This window comes from Streptomyces sodiiphilus (genome assembly GCF_039529215.1).
Taxonomy (GTDB): domain Bacteria; phylum Actinomycetota; class Actinomycetes; order Streptomycetales; family Streptomycetaceae; genus Streptomyces; species Streptomyces sodiiphilus.
In genome coordinates, this window is sequence record NZ_BAAAMJ010000044.1 from 48957 (window position 1) to 68298 (window position 19342).

18 protein-coding genes and 1 pseudogene are annotated in these 19342 nt (G+C 73.9%); 12 read left to right on the top strand and 7 right to left on the bottom strand.

The features are described 5' to 3' along the window. Positions 1 to 112 precede the first annotated feature (112 nt). The 4 genes from ABD299_RS19040 (at position 113) to ABD299_RS19055 (ending at position 5458) form a co-directional block, all read left to right on the top strand. Positions 113 to 1360: a PucR family transcriptional regulator gene (locus tag ABD299_RS19040; protein WP_425581371.1), complete on the top strand. Its 1248-nt coding sequence runs from the start codon at positions 113 to 115 to the stop codon at positions 1358 to 1360. A gap of 71 nt (positions 1361 to 1431) precedes the next feature. After that, entirely contained in the window at positions 1432 to 3363 is a 1932-nt protein-coding gene (dnaG, locus tag ABD299_RS19045) for a DNA primase (protein ID WP_344263996.1), read from the top strand. A 205-nt stretch (positions 3364 to 3568) separates the two neighbouring features. Further along, positions 3569 to 4594: an RNA polymerase sigma factor gene (locus ABD299_RS19050; protein WP_425581373.1), complete on the top strand. Its 1026-nt coding sequence runs from the start codon at positions 3569 to 3571 to the stop codon at positions 4592 to 4594. Positions 4595 to 4636: 42 nt separating this feature from the next. After that, the gene (locus ABD299_RS19055) at positions 4637 to 5458 is read left to right on the top strand and encodes an alpha/beta hydrolase (protein ID WP_344264000.1); all 822 of its coding nucleotides are present in this window, start codon (positions 4637 to 4639) and stop codon (positions 5456 to 5458) included. Positions 5459 to 5471: 13 nt separating this feature from the next. On the opposite strand, the gene ABD299_RS19060 is transcribed toward ABD299_RS19055, so the two are convergent. From ABD299_RS19060 to ABD299_RS19070, 3 genes and pseudogenes are all read right to left on the bottom strand, one after another. Then, positions 5472 to 6893, bottom strand: a complete 1422-nt coding sequence (locus ABD299_RS19060; RefSeq protein WP_344264052.1) for an FGGY family carbohydrate kinase — start codon at positions 6891 to 6893, stop codon at positions 5472 to 5474. Between the two features lie 165 nt (positions 6894 to 7058). Beyond that, positions 7059 to 8150 (bottom strand): annotated as a pseudogene (locus tag ABD299_RS19065) (cation:proton antiporter); the annotation flags it as partial. Positions 8151 to 8152: 2 nt separating this feature from the next. After that, positions 8153 to 8632, bottom strand: a complete 480-nt coding sequence (locus ABD299_RS19070) for a cation:proton antiporter regulatory subunit (RefSeq protein ID WP_344264054.1) — start codon at positions 8630 to 8632, stop codon at positions 8153 to 8155. Positions 8633 to 8765: 133 nt separating this feature from the next. Between ABD299_RS19070 and ABD299_RS19075 the strand changes: the two genes are divergently transcribed. Genes ABD299_RS19075 through ABD299_RS19085 form a run of 3 tightly spaced genes read left to right on the top strand, consistent with a single transcriptional unit; the run spans position 8766 to position 10963 of the window. Next, on the top strand, positions 8766 to 9170 hold the full coding sequence (locus ABD299_RS19075) for a VOC family protein (RefSeq protein ID WP_344264002.1): 405 nt from the start codon (positions 8766 to 8768) through the stop codon (positions 9168 to 9170). 57 nt (positions 9171 to 9227) lie between these two features. Further along, positions 9228 to 10118 carry an SIS domain-containing protein gene (locus ABD299_RS19080; protein WP_344264004.1) on the top strand — a complete coding sequence of 297 codons (891 nt, stop codon included), beginning with the start codon at positions 9228 to 9230 and terminating at the stop codon, positions 10116 to 10118. A gap of 5 nt (positions 10119 to 10123) precedes the next feature. Beyond that, complete coding sequence (locus tag ABD299_RS19085; RefSeq protein ID WP_344264006.1) at positions 10124 to 10963, top strand: class II fructose-bisphosphate aldolase; 840 nt, start codon at positions 10124 to 10126, stop codon at positions 10961 to 10963. A gap of 15 nt (positions 10964 to 10978) precedes the next feature. Here ABD299_RS19085 and ABD299_RS19090 read toward each other — a convergent pair whose 3' ends face one another. Beyond that, entirely contained in the window at positions 10979 to 11824 is an 846-nt protein-coding gene (locus ABD299_RS19090) for a slipin family protein (RefSeq protein ID WP_344264008.1), read from the bottom strand. After that, positions 11821 to 13161 (bottom strand): NfeD family protein, encoded by a 1341-nt coding sequence (locus ABD299_RS19095; protein ID WP_344264010.1) that lies wholly within the window; start codon positions 13159 to 13161, stop codon positions 11821 to 11823. The genes ABD299_RS19090 and ABD299_RS19095 overlap by 4 nt, the downstream gene beginning before the upstream one ends. Before the next feature lie 285 nt (positions 13162 to 13446). Between ABD299_RS19095 and ABD299_RS19100 the strand changes: the two genes are divergently transcribed. The 4 genes from ABD299_RS19100 to ABD299_RS19115 all read left to right on the top strand — a co-directional run bounded on the left by ABD299_RS19100 (position 13447) and on the right by ABD299_RS19115 (position 16409). After that, the gene (locus tag ABD299_RS19100) at positions 13447 to 13773 is read left to right on the top strand and encodes a rhodanese-like domain-containing protein (RefSeq protein WP_344264012.1); all 327 of its coding nucleotides are present in this window, start codon (positions 13447 to 13449) and stop codon (positions 13771 to 13773) included. Between the two features lie 46 nt (positions 13774 to 13819). Further along, complete coding sequence (locus tag ABD299_RS19105; protein ID WP_344264014.1) at positions 13820 to 15193, top strand: MBL fold metallo-hydrolase; 1374 nt, start codon at positions 13820 to 13822, stop codon at positions 15191 to 15193. A gap of 132 nt (positions 15194 to 15325) precedes the next feature. Beyond that, entirely contained in the window at positions 15326 to 15694 is a 369-nt protein-coding gene (trxA, locus tag ABD299_RS19110) for a thioredoxin (RefSeq protein WP_344264016.1), read from the top strand. Between the two features lie 79 nt (positions 15695 to 15773). Further along, positions 15774 to 16409 (top strand): class I SAM-dependent methyltransferase, encoded by a 636-nt coding sequence (locus tag ABD299_RS19115; RefSeq protein WP_344264018.1) that lies wholly within the window; start codon positions 15774 to 15776, stop codon positions 16407 to 16409. A gap of 32 nt (positions 16410 to 16441) precedes the next feature. Here the strand turns inward: ABD299_RS19115 and ABD299_RS19120 are convergent, their stop codons facing one another. Together ABD299_RS19120 and ABD299_RS19125 are read right to left on the bottom strand one after the other, a co-directional pair. Further along, positions 16442 to 18106, bottom strand: coding sequence for a cation:proton antiporter (locus ABD299_RS19120; protein WP_344264020.1), 1665 nt, complete (start codon positions 18104 to 18106; stop codon positions 16442 to 16444). Positions 18107 to 18194: 88 nt separating this feature from the next. Continuing rightward, the gene (locus ABD299_RS19125) at positions 18195 to 19058 is read right to left on the bottom strand and encodes a universal stress protein (RefSeq protein ID WP_344264022.1); all 864 of its coding nucleotides are present in this window, start codon (positions 19056 to 19058) and stop codon (positions 18195 to 18197) included. Positions 19059 to 19164: 106 nt separating this feature from the next. On the opposite strand from ABD299_RS19125, the gene ABD299_RS19130 reads away from it, so the two are divergent. Beyond that, entirely contained in the window at positions 19165 to 19329 is a 165-nt protein-coding gene (locus tag ABD299_RS19130) for a hypothetical protein (protein ID WP_344264024.1), read from the top strand. Positions 19330 to 19342: the final 13 nt, after the last annotated feature.

Sequence of the window (19342 nt, forward strand, 5' to 3'; positions counted from 1 at the left end):
TGGACGGTATGCATTAGATCCCACTACGGCAACATCTCTGGAAAAGTCCAGTTCGCGCATCAAGAATGCTGGAGCGAGCCGCCCTTACCGCCCGCACAGGTGGAGGACCGTGATGTATCCAGTGTTGAAAGCGCGAGAGGCACGAGAGGCCGTTCCCTCGGGCTCGGGCTCGGAGTCGGAGGCCAAGGCTGTCCTGCGTCGCACCGCAGGCCACCTCCTGGACCGGCTGCCGCAGCTCACCGACGAGGTCGTGGCCCTCATCCGCAAGAACGAGCCCGCCTATCGCGAGCGGTCCGTCGACCCCGACGCGCTGTGGCAGGAGGTGCACCGCTCCCTGCACTACAACGTGGGCTGCCTGGTGCGCCCCCGGGAGATGCGGGAGTCGGCCCGGCGCTACTCGTGGCGCATCGGCACCGACCGGGCCGAACAGGGACTGCCGCTGGACGCCGTGCTGCACGCCTTCCGGCTCGGCGGCGGCGCCGTCTGGCAGAGCCTGCTGGACACCGCCGCCCGCCGCGACCCCGACGGCATGCGCCTGCTCGTGCACGTCGCCGGGGATGTCTGGAACTTCGTCGATGAGCACTGCTCGGTCGCCACGGAGGCCTACCGCCGCACCGAACGGGAGCTCAGCTGGCGGCGGGAGAACAAGTTGCGGCTGATGACCGAAGCACTCCTGAAGGGCACGGTCCGGATATCCGAGCTGCCGGAGATCGCGGCGGCCCTCGACCTGCCCGAACGGGCCCGGTACGCGGTGGCGGCCGTCTCGGGTCCGGCCCGCGCCGTCGTGCGCACCGGGCACGGGGTGCCCCGCAGCAACGCCGCCGTCCGGCTCCTGTGGCAGCCGGCCGACGGGACCGACCTGGGCATCGTGCTGCTGGGCGAGGGCGGACCGGAACAACTCGCCCGTGACCTCACCCCGCCGGCCCCCGGCCTCGGGGTCCGGGTGGGGCTCAGCCCCGCGGTCGACGGCCTGGCATCCATCGGCCAGGCCCGCACCCTGGCCGAGAAGGCCCTGCTGAGCTGCCCGGCGGACGGCGAGGTCGCACTGCTGCACGACCACCTCCCGGCCGCGCTGGTGGTCTCCTCGCCGGAGCTCAGCGCCGTCCTCACCGAACGGGTGCTCGGCCCCCTGCTGCGCCTGGAACCGGCCGACCGCGATCTGATGCTGGACACCCTCACCGCCTGGCTGGAGTGCGACGCCTCCGCGCAGCGCGCCGGGGAGCGGCTGTCCTGCCACCGCAACACCGTGCTCAACCGGCTGCGCCGGTACGAGCGGCTCACCGGCCGCTCACTGGGCCGGCCGCTGGAGACCGCCGAACTGTCCCTCGCCCTCACCGCGAGGAAGCTCCTGGGCCTGTGACACCGGCCGCCGCGGCAGGCACCGCCCGGTGCGGACGCCGGTGTGTCCGCACCGGGCCGTAGAATTCCGGCGTGGCGGGAAGGATCAACGACGACGACGTGAAGGCGGTGCGGGACGCGGTCCCCATCGACGCCGTGGTCTCGGAGTACCTCCAGCTGCGCGGCGCCGGCGGCGGCCAGCTCAAGGGCCTGTGCCCGTTCCACGACGAGAAGTCCCCGTCCTTCCACGTCAGCCCCAGCAAGGGCCTCTACCACTGCTTCGGCTGCCAGGAGGGCGGGGACACCCTCGACTTCGTGATGAAGCTGGAGCACCTGTCCTTCTCCGAGGCGGTGGAACGGCTGGCCTCCCAGGCCGGCATCACCCTGCGCTACGAACAGGGCGGCTACCGTCCCGGCCGTCAGCAGGGCGAACGCACCCGGCTCGTCGAGGCGCACAAGGCGGCCGCCCAGTACTACGCCGAGCAGCTGGAGAGCCCCGAGGCGGAGACCGGGCGCCGGTTCCTGGCCGACCGCGGCTTCGACGGGACCGCCGCCGCCCGCTTCGGGGTCGGCTACGCCCCGGCGGGCTGGGACCACCTGGTGCGGTTCCTGCGCGGCAGGGGCTTCACCGACAAGGAGCTCGTGCTCTCCGGCATCGCCCAGGAGGGCCGCCGCGGCCCCATCGACCGGTTCCGCGGCCGGCTGATCTGGCCCATCAGGGACATCACCGGGGAGACCATCGGCTTCGGCGCCCGCAAGCTCCGCGAGGACGACAACGGACCGAAGTACCTCAACACCCCGGAGACCCCGCTCTACCGCAAGTCCCAGGTGCTCTACGGCATCGACCTGGCCAAACGGGACATCGCCAAGCACAACCGGGCCGTCGTCGTCGAGGGCTACACCGACGTCATGGCCTGCCACCTGGCCGGTGTCACCACCGCCATCGCCACCTGCGGAACCTCCTTCGGCGCCGAGCACATCAAGATCCTGCGGCGGCTGCTGATGGACAGCTCCAGCTCGCACAGCGCCGGAGAAGTGGTCTTCACCTTCGACGGCGACGCCGCCGGGCAGAAGGCCGCGCTGCGTGCCTTCGAGGACGACCAGAAGTTCGCCGCCCGCACCTCCATCGCGATCACCCCCGGCGGCATGGACCCCTGCGACCTGCGCCTGGCACAGGGCGACGAGGCCGTCCGGGAGCTGGTCGAGGCCCCCGCCCCGCTGTTCGACTTCGCCATCCGCTCGGTCCTGCGGCATCACAACCTGGACACCGCCGAGGGCCGGTCGGCCGCCCTGGAGCACGCCGCCCCCATCGTCGCCCGGATCAAGGACGGCTCCCTCCAGCACGAGTACGCCGTCCGGCTCGCCGGGCTGCTCGGCATCCTCGACGAGACGTTCGTCGTCCGCCGGGTGGGCCGCGTGGCCCGCCGGGAACGGGAGCGGCGGGAGCCGTCCGGGCCCGGAGGGCCGCGGCCCCGGGGGCCGGCGCGCCACGAGTCCGCCCCGGCGCCGCGGGCCGCCGCTCCCGCCGCCGGACCCCGGGGGCCCGCCCTGCACCTGCGCAGCCCCGCCCACCGGGTCGAACGGGAGCTGCTCAAGCTCGCCCTGCAGTACCCCGGGCTCGTCTCGCCCGCCTTCGACGCCTACGGTGACGACGAGTTCACCGCCGCCCCCTACGTCGTGGTCCGTCAGGTGATCACGGCGGCCGGCGGCACCACCGGGGCCGGGGAGGAGTACCTGGCCCGGGTCCGGGACGCGGCCCCGGACGACACCGTCCGCGCCCTGGTCACCGAGCTGGCCGTGGAGCCGCTGCGCACCCCCCGGGAGCCGGACGCCGCCTACGCCGGGGAGCAGCTGGTCCGGGTCCGGCTGGCCGCGGTCGACCAGCGCATCACCGAGATGGAGGGCACCGCGCGGCGGCTGGAGGCCCAGGGGCGGACGGACGACGCCACCGCGGTGCGGCAGGAGCTGTGGGTGCTCCAGCAGTACGGCCGCGCGCTGCGCGAGAAGGGCGCGGCGGCCCTGTAACCCCCCGTGCGCGGGGTGTCGCACCGCGCCGGTGGGGAATACCACCGGTAACCCGCAGCCTGTGACCCGCTGTCCGGAAGGCGGACACAGGTTTCTCGTGGCCGTGGCGCGCCCGCTCCGGACCGGGGTGGTGCCCGCCCCGCCCGCGCCGTCCGATGGAGGTCGCCCAGTGCAGACCCGGTCCCTCACCAGCGCGGCCGTCACCGTGCCCGCCGCTCCACTGCGGCCGGTCCCCCTGGAACGGGTGCCCCGCCAGTCACCGCCACCCGGCCCGGCGCGACGCCGTTCGGCCCCGCGCTCCGGGGAGAGCGGGGGCGGCGGAGCCCCGGAGGATCTTCTGCGGCAGTACCTGCGGGAGATCGGCCGCATCCCGCTGCTGTCCGCCTCCGACGAGGTGGAACTCGCCCGGCGCATCGAGGCCGGGCTCTTCGCGGAGGAGAAGCTGTCCACCTCCACCGGCCTCGACGACCGGCTCGTCCTGGACCTCGACCGGCTGGTGGTGCGCGGCCGGCTGGCCAAGCGCCGGCTGGTGGAGGCCAATCTCCGCCTGGTGGTCTCCGTGGCCAAGCGCTACGCCGGGCGCGGACTGACCATGCTCGACCTGGTGCAGGAGGGCAACCTGGGACTGATCCGCGCGGTGGAGAAGTTCGACTACACCCGCGGCTTCAAGTTCTCCACCTACGCCACCTGGTGGATCCGGCAGGCCATGTCGCGGGCCATCGCCGACCAGGCCCGCACCATCCGCGTCCCGGTACACGTGGTCGAGCTGATCAACCGCGTGGTGCGGGCCCAGCGCGGCCTGCTCCAGGAGTGCGGCCAGGAGCCGACGACCGCTCAGATCGCCGAGCGGGCCGGCCTGACCCCCGCCCGGGTCGACGAGATCCTCCGGCTGGCCCAGGACCCGGTCTCCCTGCAGTCGCCGGTGGGGGAGGAGGACGACCTCAGCCTCGGGGACCTCATCGAGGACGCCGACGTGCCCTCACCCGTCGAGTCCGCCGCCTTCCTGCTGCTGCGCGAGCAGCTGGAGGCCGTGCTGTCAACCCTCGGCGACCGGGAGCGCCGGGTCGTGGAACTCCGCTACGGCCTGGCCGACGGGCGCCCCAGGACTCTGGAGGAGATCGGCCGGCTCTTCGGTGTCACGCGCGAACGCATCCGCCAGATCGAGCACAAGACCCTCGCCAGGCTGCGCGGCCACGCCTACGCCCAGCATCTCCGGGGGTACCTGGAGTGACGCGCGGACGCATTGCGGGGCAGCGCCTCTAGGCTCGGGGGCATGGGTCCCTTCCCGGTCGCCGCTGTCGTCAAGGTGCTGGCGGTACTCGCCGCGCTGTGGCTGCTCCTGGTCGTGCTGGCCTGGGCCTTCCAGAGCAGGCTGATCTACCTGCCGGACACCTCCGCTCCCGCACCGCCCGGCACGCCGGGCCTGGAGGAGGTCGGCTACCGCACCGGCGACGGGCTGGAGCTCAGCGGCTGGTTCCTTCCCGCCCGGGGCGAGCCGGTCACCACCGTCGTCGTGGCCAACGGCAACGCCGGGAACCGCGCCAACCGCCTGCCGCTGGCCGAAGGGCTGGCGGAACGGGGCCACTCGGTGCTGCTGACCGACTACCGCGGCTACGGAGGCAACCCCGGGAGCCCCGGCGAGGAGGGGCTGATCGCGGATCTGACGGCCGCTGTCGACTACGCGGCCTCCCGCCCGGACACCGACCCGGACCGCATCGTGCTGCTGGGGGAGTCGGTGGGTTCGGGGGTGGCCGCGGCCGTCGCGGCCCGGCAGCCGCCGGCGGCCCTCGTGCTGCGCTCGCCCTTCCCGGAGCTGGCCGATGTGGCCCGCACCCACTACCGGTTCCTGCCGGTGGGCCTGCTGCTGCGCGACCGCTTCGAGACCGGCGCCCGGCTGGCCCGCTACGACGGCCCGCTGCTGGTGGTCGCGGGCGACGACGACTCGATCGTGCCCACCGGCCTGTCCCGCGAGGTCGCCGAGAACCACGACGGCCGGTACGCCGAGATCGCCGGCGCCGGTCACAACGACGCGGCGCTGCTGTCCGGCCGGGAGTTCCTCGACGCGGTCGACACCTTCCTGCGCGAGGCCGTCTGAGGACACGGACCGCTCAGCCGAAGGCGCCGGGGTGGAGCTGTTCGCGGACGGCGGCGTACTGCTGGTGGACCGCGGCGCCGACGGCGAGCTCGTCACCGGCGTGGAAGCTCTGCCCCTCGGCGGGCCGCCACTGCGGCGGTGCCTCGGGGGAGGCGGTGCCCTGCTCGGCGCCCAGCGCCCAGGCCGCCTGCCGGGCCGCGCCCAGCGCCGTGTAGTCGGCCGGGACGGGGACGATGACCTGCGCGCCCAGCAGGGCGGGGGCCAGCGACCGCACCGCCGGGAGGCCGGCGGCGGGGCCCAGCAGGAAGACCCGTTCGATCCGCACGCCCCGGCCGCGCAGCACCCCGGCGGCGTCGGCCAGCCCGCACAGCATGCCCTCGAAGGCGGCCCGTGCCAGGTGCTCCGGTTTCATGCTCTCCCGGCGCAGCCCCGACAGGGTGCCGGCGGTGTGCGGCAGGTCGGGGGTGCGCTCCCCGGCGAGATAGGGCAGCAGCACCAGCCCGTGGGCGCCGGGGGTGGACCGCAGCGCGAGTTCGGACAGCCCGGCCAGGTCGCAGCCGAGCAGATCCGCGGTGCCCCGCAGCACCCGGGTGGCGTTCAGCGTCCGCACCACCGGCAGGTGCATGCCGGTGGCGTCGGCGTAGGAGGTGATGGTGCCGCTGGTGTCCGCCAGCGCCTCGTGGTGCACCGCGCACACCGAGCCGGAGGCGCCCAGCGAGATCACGGCATCGCCGAGGCCGACGCCCAGCCCGAACGCGGCGGCCATGGTGTCCCCCGTGCCGGCGGAGATGAGCAGCCCTTCCGGGGTGTGCCCGGCCGGCTGGGCCGGGGCGAGCACCTCGGGGAGCGACACGGGGTGGCCCAGGGCCAGTTCGGCGAGGTCCGGGCGCCAGGACTCGGCGATCGCCGACCAGTAGCCGGTCCCCGACGCGCCGCCGCGGTCGGTGGTGCGCCGCTCGGGGCGGCCCAGCAGCTGCCAGACCAGCCAGTCCTGCGGCTGGAGCACTTCGGCGGTGCGCCGGGCCGCTTCGGGCTGCTCGTTGCGCAGCCGGCGCAGCCAGGTGACGGGGTGACCGGACTGCGGCACCAGGCCGACGGCCTCCGCCCACGCCTGCCGCCCGCCCAGGCCGTCGATGAGCCCGGCGATGGCGGACAGCGCCCGGTCGTCGCCCCCGCCCGGCGCGGGGAGCACGGGGCGTCCCGCGCCGTCCAGGGCCACCAGGCCGTGCGGCTCGGCGGCGACGCCGATGGCGGCCACGCCCTCCAGCAGGCCGCCGTCCGCCGCCTCCCCGAGGGAGAGCAGCCAGGACTCCGGCGCGGCCTCGCCGTCCGGGTGTCCGGCGTGGCCGTGCCGGATGACCTCTCCGGTACCGGCGTCACAGACGACGATGCGGGTGTATGCGGACGAGCTGTCCAGACCGGCGACTATCCCCATGAGCCGATCATGCCTCATTCCGGGCCCCGCCGGGCGGAGGCGGGTCAGCGGCGCACGGCCACCTTCCCCCGGTCCTCGCTCCGCGCGGAGCCGCCGGGCGCGCGGCCGGCCCGGAAACNACCGCCGCGCGGCGGGCTCGGTCCAGCGGGCGGCGAAGGTGCCGGCGATCACCATGATCAGCACGTAGGCGGTGGCCAGCGGGGCGATCCGCGGCTCCACGCCGGTGGCCAGCCCGGCGATGACGATGGAGAACTCGCCCCGGGCGACCAGCGCCCCGCCGGCCCGGAACCTGCCGCGGGGGCCGATGCCGGCCCGCCGCGCGGCGTACCAGCCGGTGCCGATCTTGGTGAAGGTCGTCACGACGGCCAGCAGCAGGGCGGGCACCAGCACCGCCGGGATGTCGCCGGGAGCGGTGGACAGGCCGAAGAACACGAAGAACACGGCGGCGAACAGGTCCCGCATGGGGGTCAGCAGGCGACGCGCGTGATGCGCGACCTCCCCGGACAGGGCGATGCCGACGAGGAACGCGCCCACCCCGGCGGAGACCTGGAGGCGTTCGGCGATGCCGGCCACCAGGAGGGTCAGGCCCAGCACCACCAGCAGCAGCATCTCGGGGTTGTCCGAGGAGACCGCCCTGCTCAGCAGCCGGCCGTGGCGCAGGGCCACGTAGAGCGCGAGCCCGGCGGTGCCCAGCGCCACCGCCAGCGTGACGCTGCCGCCGGCCAGCCCGATCCCGGCCAGCACGGTCGTCAGGACCGGCAGGTAGACGGCCATGGCGAGGTCCTCGATCACCAGGACGCTGAGCACCACGGGGGTCTCGCGGTTGCCGAGCCGCTTGAGGTCGGTGAGGACCTTGGAGATGACACCGGAGGAGGAGATGTAGGTGACGCCGGCCAGCGCCAGGGCCCCGGCCGGCCCCCAGCCGAGCAGCAGCGCGGCCACCGCGCCGGGCGTCGCGTTGAGCACGAAGTCGACCAGGCCCGACGGGTACTGCTTCTTGAGGTTGTCCACCAGCTCCGAGGCGCTGTACTCCAGACCCAGCATGAGCAGCAGGAGGATCACGCCGATCTCGGCGCCGATGTGGAAGAAGTCCTCGCTGGCGCTCAGCGGCAGCAGCCCGCCGTTGCCGAAGGCGAGCCCGCCCAGCAGGTACAGCGGGATCGGGGACAGGCCGAAGCGTCCCGCCAGCCGCCCGACCAGGCCGAGGCCCAGGACGACGGCCCCCAGTTCGATGAGCAGTATCGTCGTGTCGTGCACGGTCAGGCTCCGGAGATGATCTCGGCGAGGTCCCGCACACCCTCCCGGGTGCCGACCACGAGCAGTGTGTCCCCGGTCTCCAGCCGGAAGGCCGGGGTGGGGGAGGGGTGGGCCCCGGTGCGGCGCAGCACGGCCACGATGGACGCCCCGGTGCGGGTCCGGGCGCGGGTGTCGCCCAGCGGTCGGCCGCGGTAGGGGGAGTCGGCTCCCAGCGGGATGCGCTCGGTCACCAGGTCGAGCCCGGGCACGCCGTCGGGAAGTCCGCCCGCCTCGGGTTCGGGCAGTATCAGGGCGGCGAGCCGTCCCGCCTCCTCGGGCTCCAGCGGAACAGTGGCGCGGCAGGCGTCCGGGTCGTCGGCCTCGTAGAAGCCGATGAAGCGCCGGCCGTCCTCGTGCGCGACCACGGAGATGTGGCCGCCGGCCCGGGTCTCCATGTCGTACTGCGTGCCGACGCCGGGCAGCGGGGTGCGGCGGGTGCCCACGATGGCCTCCAGGGGGTCCGGACCGGTTCCGCCCGGGATCGCCCGGCGCGGGTCGCGGTGAGCATAACGCGGCAGGTCCGCCGCGCCTTCCCGGCAGGCGGCGCTGTCAGCGGCCGGCGCTGGGGTCGCCCGCATGAACGGCTTCTCCTCCCTCGCCCGCACGGTCCTGCTCGCCGACGACCAGGACGCCGCCCTGGCGTTCTACCGGGACGTGCTCGGCTTCCGGGTCCTGCACGACGAGACCACCGGCGGCTACCGCTACCTCCACATCGGCCTGCCCGGCGACAGCGCCGGGCTGTGGCTGATGGAGCCCGGCGGTGAGCGGGAGCGCGCGCTGGTGGGCCGGCAGAGCGGCGGGCAGCCGCTGCTGGTGCTCTACACCTCCGACGCCGCCGCGGTGGGCGCCCGGCTCCGGGAGCGCGGGGTGCGGGTGTGGGCGGAGCAGGAGGGGAGCGCCGGCCGTTCGCTTCACTTCGCCGACCTGTACGGCAATGTGCTGGTGGCCGCGGAGTTGCCCGGCGCCGGAGAGGACGAGTGAACTGCCCGGACCAGCGGGGATATTGACAGTCCCGCTCCGTCACAGGACGCTGCGGGCATGAGCGACGACAGCCATCTGGCCCGGGAGATCGCCACCCAGCCCCGGGACTGGCACACGGGGGCGGCCCGGGCCGCCGTCCACCGGGAGCTGCTGCCGCGGCCGGGGGAGCGGGTGGCGGTGACGGGCTGCGGCACCTCCTTCTTCATGGCGCAGTGCTACGCCGCCCTGCGGGAGGACGCCGGCCAGGGGCTGACCGACGCCTGGCCGGCCGGCGAGCACCGGCTGGCCCGGGGCTACGACCGGGTCCTGGCCCTGACGCGCTCCGGCACCACCACCGAGGTGCTGCGTGCCCTTCGGGCCGCCGACGGCGTGCCCCGCACGGTGATCACGGCTGTCCCGGATGCCCCGGCCACGGCACTCGCCGCGACGATCGCCCTGCCGGAGGCGGACGAGCGGTCCGTCGTCCAGAGCCGCTTCGCGACCACCGCCCTGGCGCTGCTGCGCGCCTCGCTGGGGGAGGACATCGCCCCGGCCGCCGCCGACGCGGCGGCCGCACTGGCCGCCGGTCCCGAGAGCCTCGGTCCGGCGGCCACGGCCGGACAGGTGACCTTCCTCGGCCGGGGGTGGACCTGCGGGCTGGCGGCCGAGGCGGCCCTGAAACTGCGCGAGTCCGCGCAGGCGTGGGCCGAGAGCTATCCGGCCACGGAGTACCGGCACGGCCCCATCAGCATCGCAGGGCCGGGCCGGGTCACGTGGGCGCTCGGAGAGGTGCCGGACGGGCTCGCCGATCAGGTCCGGGCGACGGGCGCCCACTTCGAGCACGCCCCGGGCGTGGATCCGATGGCCGAGCTGGTGCGAGTGCACCGGCTGTGCCTGGTGCGGGCGCGGGCGGCCGGCCTGGACCCGGACGCCCCGCGGCACCTGTCCCGCTCCGTCGTCCTCGGCTGAACGCCGTGCCACTGGTGCCGATGCGGGCGGTGGCCGCCGCCGCCCGCCGGGCGGGCCGCGGGCTGGGGGCGTTCAACGTCGTCCAGCTCGAACACGCCGAGGCGATCACCGAGGGCGCGCGCCGGGCGGGTCTGCCGGTGGTGCTCCAGGTCTCCGAGAACACCGTGGACTACCACGGCTCCCCCGGCCCGCTGCTGCTGGCGCTGCTGCGCCTGGCCGAGGAGATGGAGGCCGAGGCGGTGGTGCACCTGGACCACGCCACCCGTCCCGCACTGGTCCGGCAGGCCGTGGAGCTGGGGGTGCGGTCGGTGATGGTGGACGCCTCCGCGCTGCCGTACCGGGAGAACACCGGCCGCACGGCCGAGCTGGCCGCCTGGTGCCACGAACAGGGGGTGTGGGTGGAGGCCGAACTGGGCGAGATCGGCGGCAAGGACGGCGTGCACGCCCCGGGCGTGCGCACCGACCCGGGGGAGGCCGCGGACTTCGTCCGCGCCACCGGGGTGGACGCGCTGGCCGTCGCGGTCGGCTCCTCGCACGCCATGGCCACCCGGGACGCGGTGCTGGACGACCGGCTGATCGCCGAGCTGGCCGCCCGCCTGCCGGTTCCCCTGGTGCTGCACGGCTCCTCGGGGGTTCCGGACGCCGGGCTGGCCTCGGCGGTGCGGCACGGCATGCTCAAGATCAATATCGCCACGCACCTCAACCGGGTGCTCACCGGGACGGTCCGCTCCGCCCTGGCGGCCGACCCGGCGCTGATGGACCCGCGCCGCTGGTTCGCCCCCGCCCGGGAGGCGGTCGCCGCCGAGGTGGCCCGGCTCCTGACGGTTCTGGCCCCCGCCTCCTGACACCGGGGGCGGTGCTCAGGCGGCCTTCGGCGGACGCTCGTCCTGTTCGCCTCCGGCGCCGGCCGGGCCGGGGGCCGCGCCCTCGGGGGCCGCCTGGCCCGCCGCGCGGGCGCCGAGGTGATCGACGAGCCGCAGGACCTCCATCGGCAGCGGGAAGATCAGCGTGGAGTTCCGCTCGCCGGCGACTTCGGTGAGGGTGGACAGCAGCCGCAGCTGCATGGCCGCCGGGTGGACCTCCAGCACCTCCGCGGCGCGGCCGAGCGTGTCCGCCGCCTCGAACTCGCCGTGGGCGTGGATCACCTTCGCCCGCCGGTCCCGCTCGGACTCGGCCTGCCGGGCCATCGCCCGGCGCATCGACTCCGGCAGCTCGACGTCCTTCACCTCCACCAGGGTCACCTTCACCCCCCACGGGTCGGTGACCTTGTCGATGGTCTCCTGCAGCCGCTGGTTGATGTCGTCGCGCCTGGCCAGCAACTCGTCCAGGTCGGTCTGGCCGAGGACGCTGCGCAGGGTGGTCTGGGCGATCTGGGAGGTGCCCTGGATGTGGTTCTCGATGGCGACCACCGAGCGCACCGGTTCCACGACGTTGAAGTACGTCACGGCGTTGACCCGGATGGTGACGTTGTCCTTGGTGATGATGTCCTGGGCGGGGATGTCCATGGTCACGGTCCGCAGCGAGACCTTCACCACCTTGTCCACGACCGGGATGATGAAGAAGAGCCCCGGTCCCTTGGCGCCGATCACCCGGCCCAGGCGGAATGTCACGCCGCGTTCGTACTCCTTGGCGATGCGGACCGCCGCGGCGAGCAGGATCACCAGCACCAGGCCCAGCAGGACCCAGGCGATCACGGAGTTGTTCACGGTTGCTCCTCTTCTCCTCCCGCGTCCGCCGCGGGGAGGGTCTCGACGATCAGGGTGATGCCGTCCACGGCGACGACGCGGGCGGTGGTGCCGGGACGAAGCGGTTCGCCGTCGCCGCTGCGGACGCGCCACCAGGCGCCCTCGAACCGGGCCTGGCCACTGTCGCCCTCGGCGGTGTCCACGGTGAGTTCCCGCCCGAGGAACGCCTCGTAGCCGCTGACCGGCCGGGAGCGCCGGGCGCGCCAGGCGAGCCGGCCGGCGAGCACCGCTCCCAGCCCGATGACCACCACGGTGGGGATCAGCACCACCGGGTCGACCTCCATCTGTCCCTCGAACAGGAACAGGCCGCTGAACAGCAGGGCGATCGAGCCCCCGGCGGCGAACACCCCCACGCCGGGGGTGAACACCTCGCCGAGGAACAGCGCTCCGGCCAGCACCAGCAGGGCCAGACCGGCGGCGTGCACGGGCAGGACGGCCAGGGAGAAGAAGCCGAGGACGATCAGGACCGCGCCGATGGCCCCGCCCAGGCCCATGCCCGGGGAGGCGAACTCGAAGATGATCGCCAGGGTGCCGAGGGACAGGAAGAGGAAGGCCAGGTTCGGGTCGGCCAGGAGCTGCCGGAGACTCTGGAGGAAGCCCATGTCATGGCTCACCACCCGGGCGTCGGCGGTGTCCAGTGCGACCGTTTCGCCGGTGGCGAGGGTGACCTCGCGGCCGTCGATGTCCGACAGCAGGCTCTCCCTGCTCTCGGCCAGGAGATCGGCCGCGCCGATGTCCACGGCCTCCCGGGCGGTGGCGGAGCGGGCCTCGCGCACGGTCTGCTCGGCGAACTCCACGTTGCGGCCCCGTTCGGCGGCGACCGACGCGGCGTAGGCGGCGGTGTCATTGATGATCTTCTCGTCGGCCGCCTCGCCGGCCTCCATGTCCACCGGGGTCGCGGCGCCGATGGTGGTGCCCGGCGCCATCGCCGCGACGTGCGAGGAGAAGGTGATCAGCGCCCCGGCGGATGCCGCACGGCCCCCCGGCGGGGTCACATGCACCACGACCGGTACCGGGGCGTCCAGGAACTCCTGGACGATCTCGCGCATCGAGGTGTCCAGCCCGCCGGGGGTGTCCATCTCCACCAGCAGGGCGGCGTGTCCCTCCTCCGCGGCCCGGTCCACGCCCTCGGCGAGGTAGTCGCTGATCACCGGGGTGATGGTGCCGTCGACGCGGGCGAGCAGCACCGTCGGCTGCTGGGCCATCGCACCGGCCGGGACAAGCACCAGCCAGGCCACCGCGAGCAGCCCGGTGAGCAGTCGTCGCAGCGGCGGTCCGGTGGATGTCGTGGCGTTCATGTGCTCCGCTCGTCACCCCGAATGGCCGTGATGCCGGGAAAGTGACGGTTGCCTCGCCGGGGCGGTGTTGAAACCCCGCCACGCCCCTTGTGTGCCGGAAGGTGCGCCGGCTCCGCGTGAAGGTGAGCCGGTGCCCGCTTCGGCGCCGTTGTGCGGTGTATGCCCCGCGGCGCCGGGCACCCGCCCGGAGGCGCAGATCCCGCGCGTGTTTGCCATCGCGCGGCGCGGTCCTTATCTTCGGAAGGGGGAGCATACCCCCGGGGGTATAAAGGGAAGGTTTGGGACATGACACCCGAAGTCGATCTGACCACGTTCGCCGCCGCTCACGCCGAGGGCGCTTTCGTCGTGGATGTGCGCGAGGTGGGCGAATACACCTCCGGACACGTCCCGGGGGCGGTTCTGATGCCGCTGGCCACCGTTCCGGCCGGTATCCCCGAGCTGCCCAGGGGCCGTCCGGTCTACGTCATCTGCGCCAGCGGCAACCGCAGCAGGAGCGCGACCGACTGGATGCGCTCCCAAGGGGTGGACGCGCACTCGGTGGCCGGCGGGACCGGCGCCTGGGCCCGGTCCGGCCGGCCGCTGGAGACCGGGCGGAGCCAGAACGTCTCCTGAGCCCGGATGCCGCCCGCCAGGCACACAGCAAGGAGGGCCCGACATCATGTACACCGTCCAACCGATCGACACATCCACGCTCGGCGACCGCAGCTACCTCGTCCACGACGGCACCACGGCGCTGGTCGTGGACCCGCAGCGGGACATCGACAGGGTGCTGGAGGCGGCCCGGGAGGCCGGGGTCCGCATCGGCCACGTCTTCGAGACCCACATCCACAACGACTACGTGACCGGAGGGCACGCGCTGGCGCAGGAGACCGGCGCCGCCTACCACGTCAACGCGGAGGACCCGGTCGACTTCGAGCGGATGCCCGTCTCGGACGGCGAGATCGTCGACGTCTCGCCGGTCCTCGCCGTCCGGGCCATCGCCACCCCGGGCCACACCCACACCCACCTCTCCTACGAGCTCCGGGCGGACGGCCGCCCGGTGGGGGTGTTCACCGGGGGGTCGCTGCTCTTCGGGTCCACCGGCCGTCCCGACCTGCTCGGCCCCGAGCACACCGACACCCTGGTCCGGGCCCAGTACCGGTCCGCCCACCGGCTGGCCGGTGAGATCCCGGAGGACGCGGAGATCTTCCCCACTCACGGCTTCGGCAGCTTCTGCTCCTCCACCCAGGCCGAGGGGGTCAGCTCGACCATCGCCCACGAGAAGCGGGTCAACCCGGTGCTGACCAGCAGCGAGGCCGACTTCGTCGCCGACCTGCTGGCGGGCCTCGACGCCTATCCCGCCTACTACGCGCACATGGCCCCCGCGAATCTCGCGGGCCCGGGTGCCCCCGATCTCACACCGCCGGAACCGGCCGACCCGGCCGAGCTGCGCTCCCGCATCGAGGCGGGGGAGTGGGTGGTGGACCTGCGCTCCCGCACCGCCTTCGCGGCCGGACATCTGCCCGGCTCGCTCTCCTTCGGCCTCGACGGCAGCTTCGCCACCTACCTCGGCTGGATCATCCCCTGGGGCACCCCGCTGACCCTGCTGGGCGAGACCCCGGAGCAGATCGAGGAGGCGCAGCGCGAGCTGGCCCGCATCGGCATCGACCGGTCGGCGGGCGGCGCCACCGGAACTCCGGAGGAGTGGACCGGCGGGCGCCCGCCGGGCGTCCTGCCCACCGCCTCCTTCGGTGACCTCGTCGAGGCCCGGACAGAGGGGCGGGACGAGGGCATGGTGGTGCTCGATGTCCGCCGCGACCTGGAATGGTCCGAGAGTCACCTGCTGGGCGCCGTGCACATCCCGTTGCACCAGCTGCTGCGCCGGATGGACGAGGTGCCGCCCGGCCGGGTCTGGGTGCACTGCGGGTCCGGCTACCGGGCGACCGCGGCCGCCTCCCTGCTGGCCGCGAACGGCCGCGACGTGGTCGCCGTCAACGACGAGTTCGCCAACGCCGCGCAGGCCGGAGCCGTCCTGGAGTCCGCCGCCGCGTGACACCGGGACGCACGGTCCCGGGCGGGCCGCGCCCTCGACGGGGAGACCGGGAGAAGGCGCGGGGCCGTCCGGGAACACTTCCGGCCCGGATGCGGTTGCTATACCCGTAGGGGTATAGAGAAGGGAACGCCCATGGCATCGGTAGAGCTGACCAAGGACAACTTCGATGAGATCGTCTCCGGCGACAAGACCGTCCTCATCGACTTCTGGGCCGCCTGGTGCGGGCCGTGCCGGATGTTCGCCCCCATCTTCGAGAAGGCGGCGGAGAACAACCCGGACATCGTCTTCGGCAAGGTCGACACCCAGGCTCAGCAGGAACTGGCCGCCGCCTTCCAGATCTCCTCGATCCCCACGCTGATGGCGATCCGGGACAACGTCGTGCTCTACGCCCAGCCCGGGGCGCTGCCCGCACCGGCGCTGGACGAGCTGATCGGCAAGATCCGTGCGGTCGACATGGAGGATGTCCGCAGGCAGCTGGCCGCGCAGTCGGCGGCGAAGTGAGCGCAACCGGACGGCTGCCGGTGACCGCCGGCAGCCGTCCGGGCCAGTGACAGCGGAAACCGCGGAAAACGGAGGACACATGGACAGCGGAGCGTGGGACGAGCGGTACACCGCCACCGAACTGGTCTGGGGGCGAGAACCCAACGCCTGGATCGCCCGCGAGACCGCGGACCTGCCGCCCGGGCGGGCCCTGGATCTCGCCGCCGGCGAGGGCCGCAACGCCCTGTGGCTGGCCGGCCGGGGCTGGTGGGTGGACGTGGTGGACTTCTCGTCCGTCGCCCTGGACCGCGGCCGGGAACTGGCCGCCGCGCTGCCCGGCGAGGCGGCCGGCCGGCTCACCTGGGTGCGGGCCGATGTGCTGTCCCACCGGCCCCCGCGAGGTGCGTACGACCTGGTCGTGATCGCCTATCTGCACCTTCCGGCGGGCGAGCGGCGGCCCGTGCTGCGCCGGGCCGCGGAGGCCGTCGCTCCCGGCGGCACCCTGCTGGTCATCGGCCACGACATGGCCAACCTCACCGAGGGAACCGGCGGCCCGCAGGACCCCCGGGTGCTGTTCACCTCCGACGACGTCCTCGCCGACGTGGCGGGCACCGGTCTGGAGACCGAAAGCGCCGGGCGGCTGCGGCGCCCGGTCGCCGCCGGCCCCGGCCGGACGGCGGGCGAGGCCGTCGACGCCGTGGCGCGGCTGCGCCGGCCGCCGGGCGGGAAGAGCTGACCTCCCCCTGGCCCGCCCCCGCCGGCGAACGGTTACCGGCTTCCGGAGGAGTTCTCCCCGGCGGCCGGTTCCCGGCGCATCAGGTCCTCCAGTGTCTCGACGGTGGAGGTGGCGGCGGTGGCGAAGGGCTCCAGGACGGTGTCCGCGCCCGTGGCCCGCAGCTGTTCGGCGTCCCGCGCGGTGTGCGCGGTCAGGGCCACCCGGCCGGTGAAGCCGTGCTCCCGCAGGCCGTGCAGCAGGGCCTTGTTCGTCTCCAGCAGGGGGACCGTGCTGACCACGCACCGGGCCCGGCCCAGCGGCAGCGCCTCCAGGAAGTGGGCGTCCTCCGCGCTGCCGAACACCGCGGTGACCCCGGGCCGTTCGTTGTTCGTCACCAGGTGGGGGTCGAAGTCGACGGCCAGCACCCGGTGGCCGCCGCGGGCCAGCCGGTCGGCCACGTGCCCGCCGAACCGGCCCAGACCGTAGAGGATCACGTCCACGTCGCGGTCCGCGCCGTCCTCGTCCGGCCGCTCGCTGCCGGCCCGGTCGAATCGCGACATCCAGTGTCCGATCCGGGCGTAGATCTGGTGCGAGTACAGGATCAGGTAGGTCGAGCCGCCGATGGTGATCAGCCCGACGACCGTGATCAGGCTGACCGTGGCGTTGGTGATGTGCCCCAGACTGAGCCCCAGGGCGGCCAGGATGAGCGAGAACTCGGAGATCTGCGCGACCGTGAGCCCGGAGAGGAATCCGATCCGGGCGGGGTAGCGCATCGCCACCATGATCACGACGACGATCAGCGGGTTGCCGATCAGGACGAACGCCGACAGCACTGCGGCGTCGGTGAGCTGCCGGGCCGCGTCGGCGAACTCCAGGCCGGCGCCGAGCTCCAGGAAGAAGAACAGCAGCAGGAAGTCGCGCAGGCTGACCAGGCGGGCCCCCAGGGCGTCGCGGTAGTGCGTGGTGGCCAGCGAGATACCGGCCAGGAACGCCCCCACCTCGGAACTGAACCCGAGCCACTCGCTCAGCGCCGCGACGGCCACCGCGTAGGCCACCCCGAAGAGCACCAGCAGTTCCTGGGAGCGGGCGATGTGCGGGAGCAGCCACGGCAGCACCCACTTCATGAGGACGGCGATGCCTGCCAGCAGGCCGACGCCCTTCACGGCGGTCAGCGCGATGTCGTGGCCCAGGCTCTCGCCCGTCGGCTGCCCGAAGGCGGTCAGCGCGATCATCACCAGCACGACAACGATGTCCTGCACGATGAGGAAACCGATGGCGATGCGCCCGTGCAGCGTCTCCAGCTCCCGCTTGTCCGACAGCAGTTTCACGATGATGATCGTCGAGGAGAAGGTCAGGGCGATCGCGACGTAGAGGGCGGTCACGTTGTCCATGCCCAGGGCCCGCGCGATGAGATAGCCGACGCCCGAGGTGAAGACGACCTGGCCCAGGCCGGTGGCCAGGGCGATCGGCCCGGTGGTCCGGATCAGGTGCAGGTCCAGGCGGAGGCCGACCAGGAACAGCAGGATGGCGATGCCCAGCCGGGCGAGCAGTTCGATGGTGCCGTCGGCCGTGACCCAGCCCAGGCCGGTCGGCCCGACCAGGATGCCCACGCCGATGAAGGCGACGATCAGCGGCTGGCGCAGCCGGGTGGCCAGCAGCCCGGCCAGCGCGGAGATGGCCAGGACGGCGGCGATGAGCGGGAAGTCGTGCAGGTCCATGGGGTTTCCGCCGATCAGGACGAGGGACGGACGAACGGGGGGCGGGGCGGACGGGCGGCCGTCCGGGCCGGAGCGGGCGGGCTGTGGATCATGCCCGCGTCCCCCGGACCACGAGAACGTCCGCCGGGGCTTCCCGGATCACGTGCTCCGCCACGCTGCCCAGCAGCACGTATCCCAGCTTCGAGTGCGTGCCGGTGCCCACCACCACAAGATCGGCGCCGTGCCCGGCGCTCAGGGCGGGCAGCGCGCTCTCCGGCCGCCCGGACTCCACCACGATCTCCGCCGGGGCGGGGTCCAGCGCGGCGGCCAGTTCGCCGATGGCGGCCCGGGCCCGCCGGGTACTCACCCTCCGCAGCTCGGTGAGGGCCTCCTCGCCGGCACCGCGCATCACCATGAGGTGCTCGCCGGGCACGATGTCGGCGTGCGCCAGGACGTGGCGTGCGCCGGGAGTGAGCGCGCTCCCGGTGCGTGCGGCGTCCAGGGAGATCCGGGAGGTGTCGACGGCCAGCAGCACCGTGCGGTACTCGCCCGTGGCCGGGCCCCTGACGACCAGGACCGGGCAGTGGCTCGCCCTGACCAGGTTCTGGGCGGTGCTGCCGACCAGGGCCTCGGGCAGCCGGTGCGCGCCGTGGGCGCCCACCACGAGGAGACCGGCGCCGCGTTCCTCGGCCTCGGCCAGGATCCGGGCGGCGGTCCGCCCCTCGGTCACCACCGTCTCCGCGGGAGCGGCGCCGAGGCCGGTGGCGTGCTCCTCGGCGTGCTCGCGCAGCCGCCGGGCGGCGTAGGCGGTCAGCTCCGGATCGGTGCCGCGCTCCGCCACGAACACCGCGGTCAGCCGTGCGCCGTGCCGCGCGGCGAGCCGGGCGGCCCTGGCGACGGCCGGGCCCGACTGTGCGGACAGGTCCGTGGCCACCAGGATGTGCCGCGGGGGCGCCGTGTCGCTCGATGTCATCCCGTTCCGTTCCGCTCGGCTCGAACCCGCCAACCCTATCGGGGGACCTGCCGCCCACCGCGGCGGCCCACGCATGGCCTATACCCCCGCCGGGTATAGGCTCGGCATGGTTTCGTTCACCAAGGACCTGACGTCCTCTCAGGCCGGCCGCGCGTGCGCGCCGCTGTGCCGTCCGGCGTCCGGGGCCGTCGACATCACGCTGCTGCGCCGCGTGCTGGGGGTCTGCCTGCAGTTGCGGGTCGAGCTCTCCGGCCGCTGCCGCGGCAGGTAATCGCCGGCGGGCC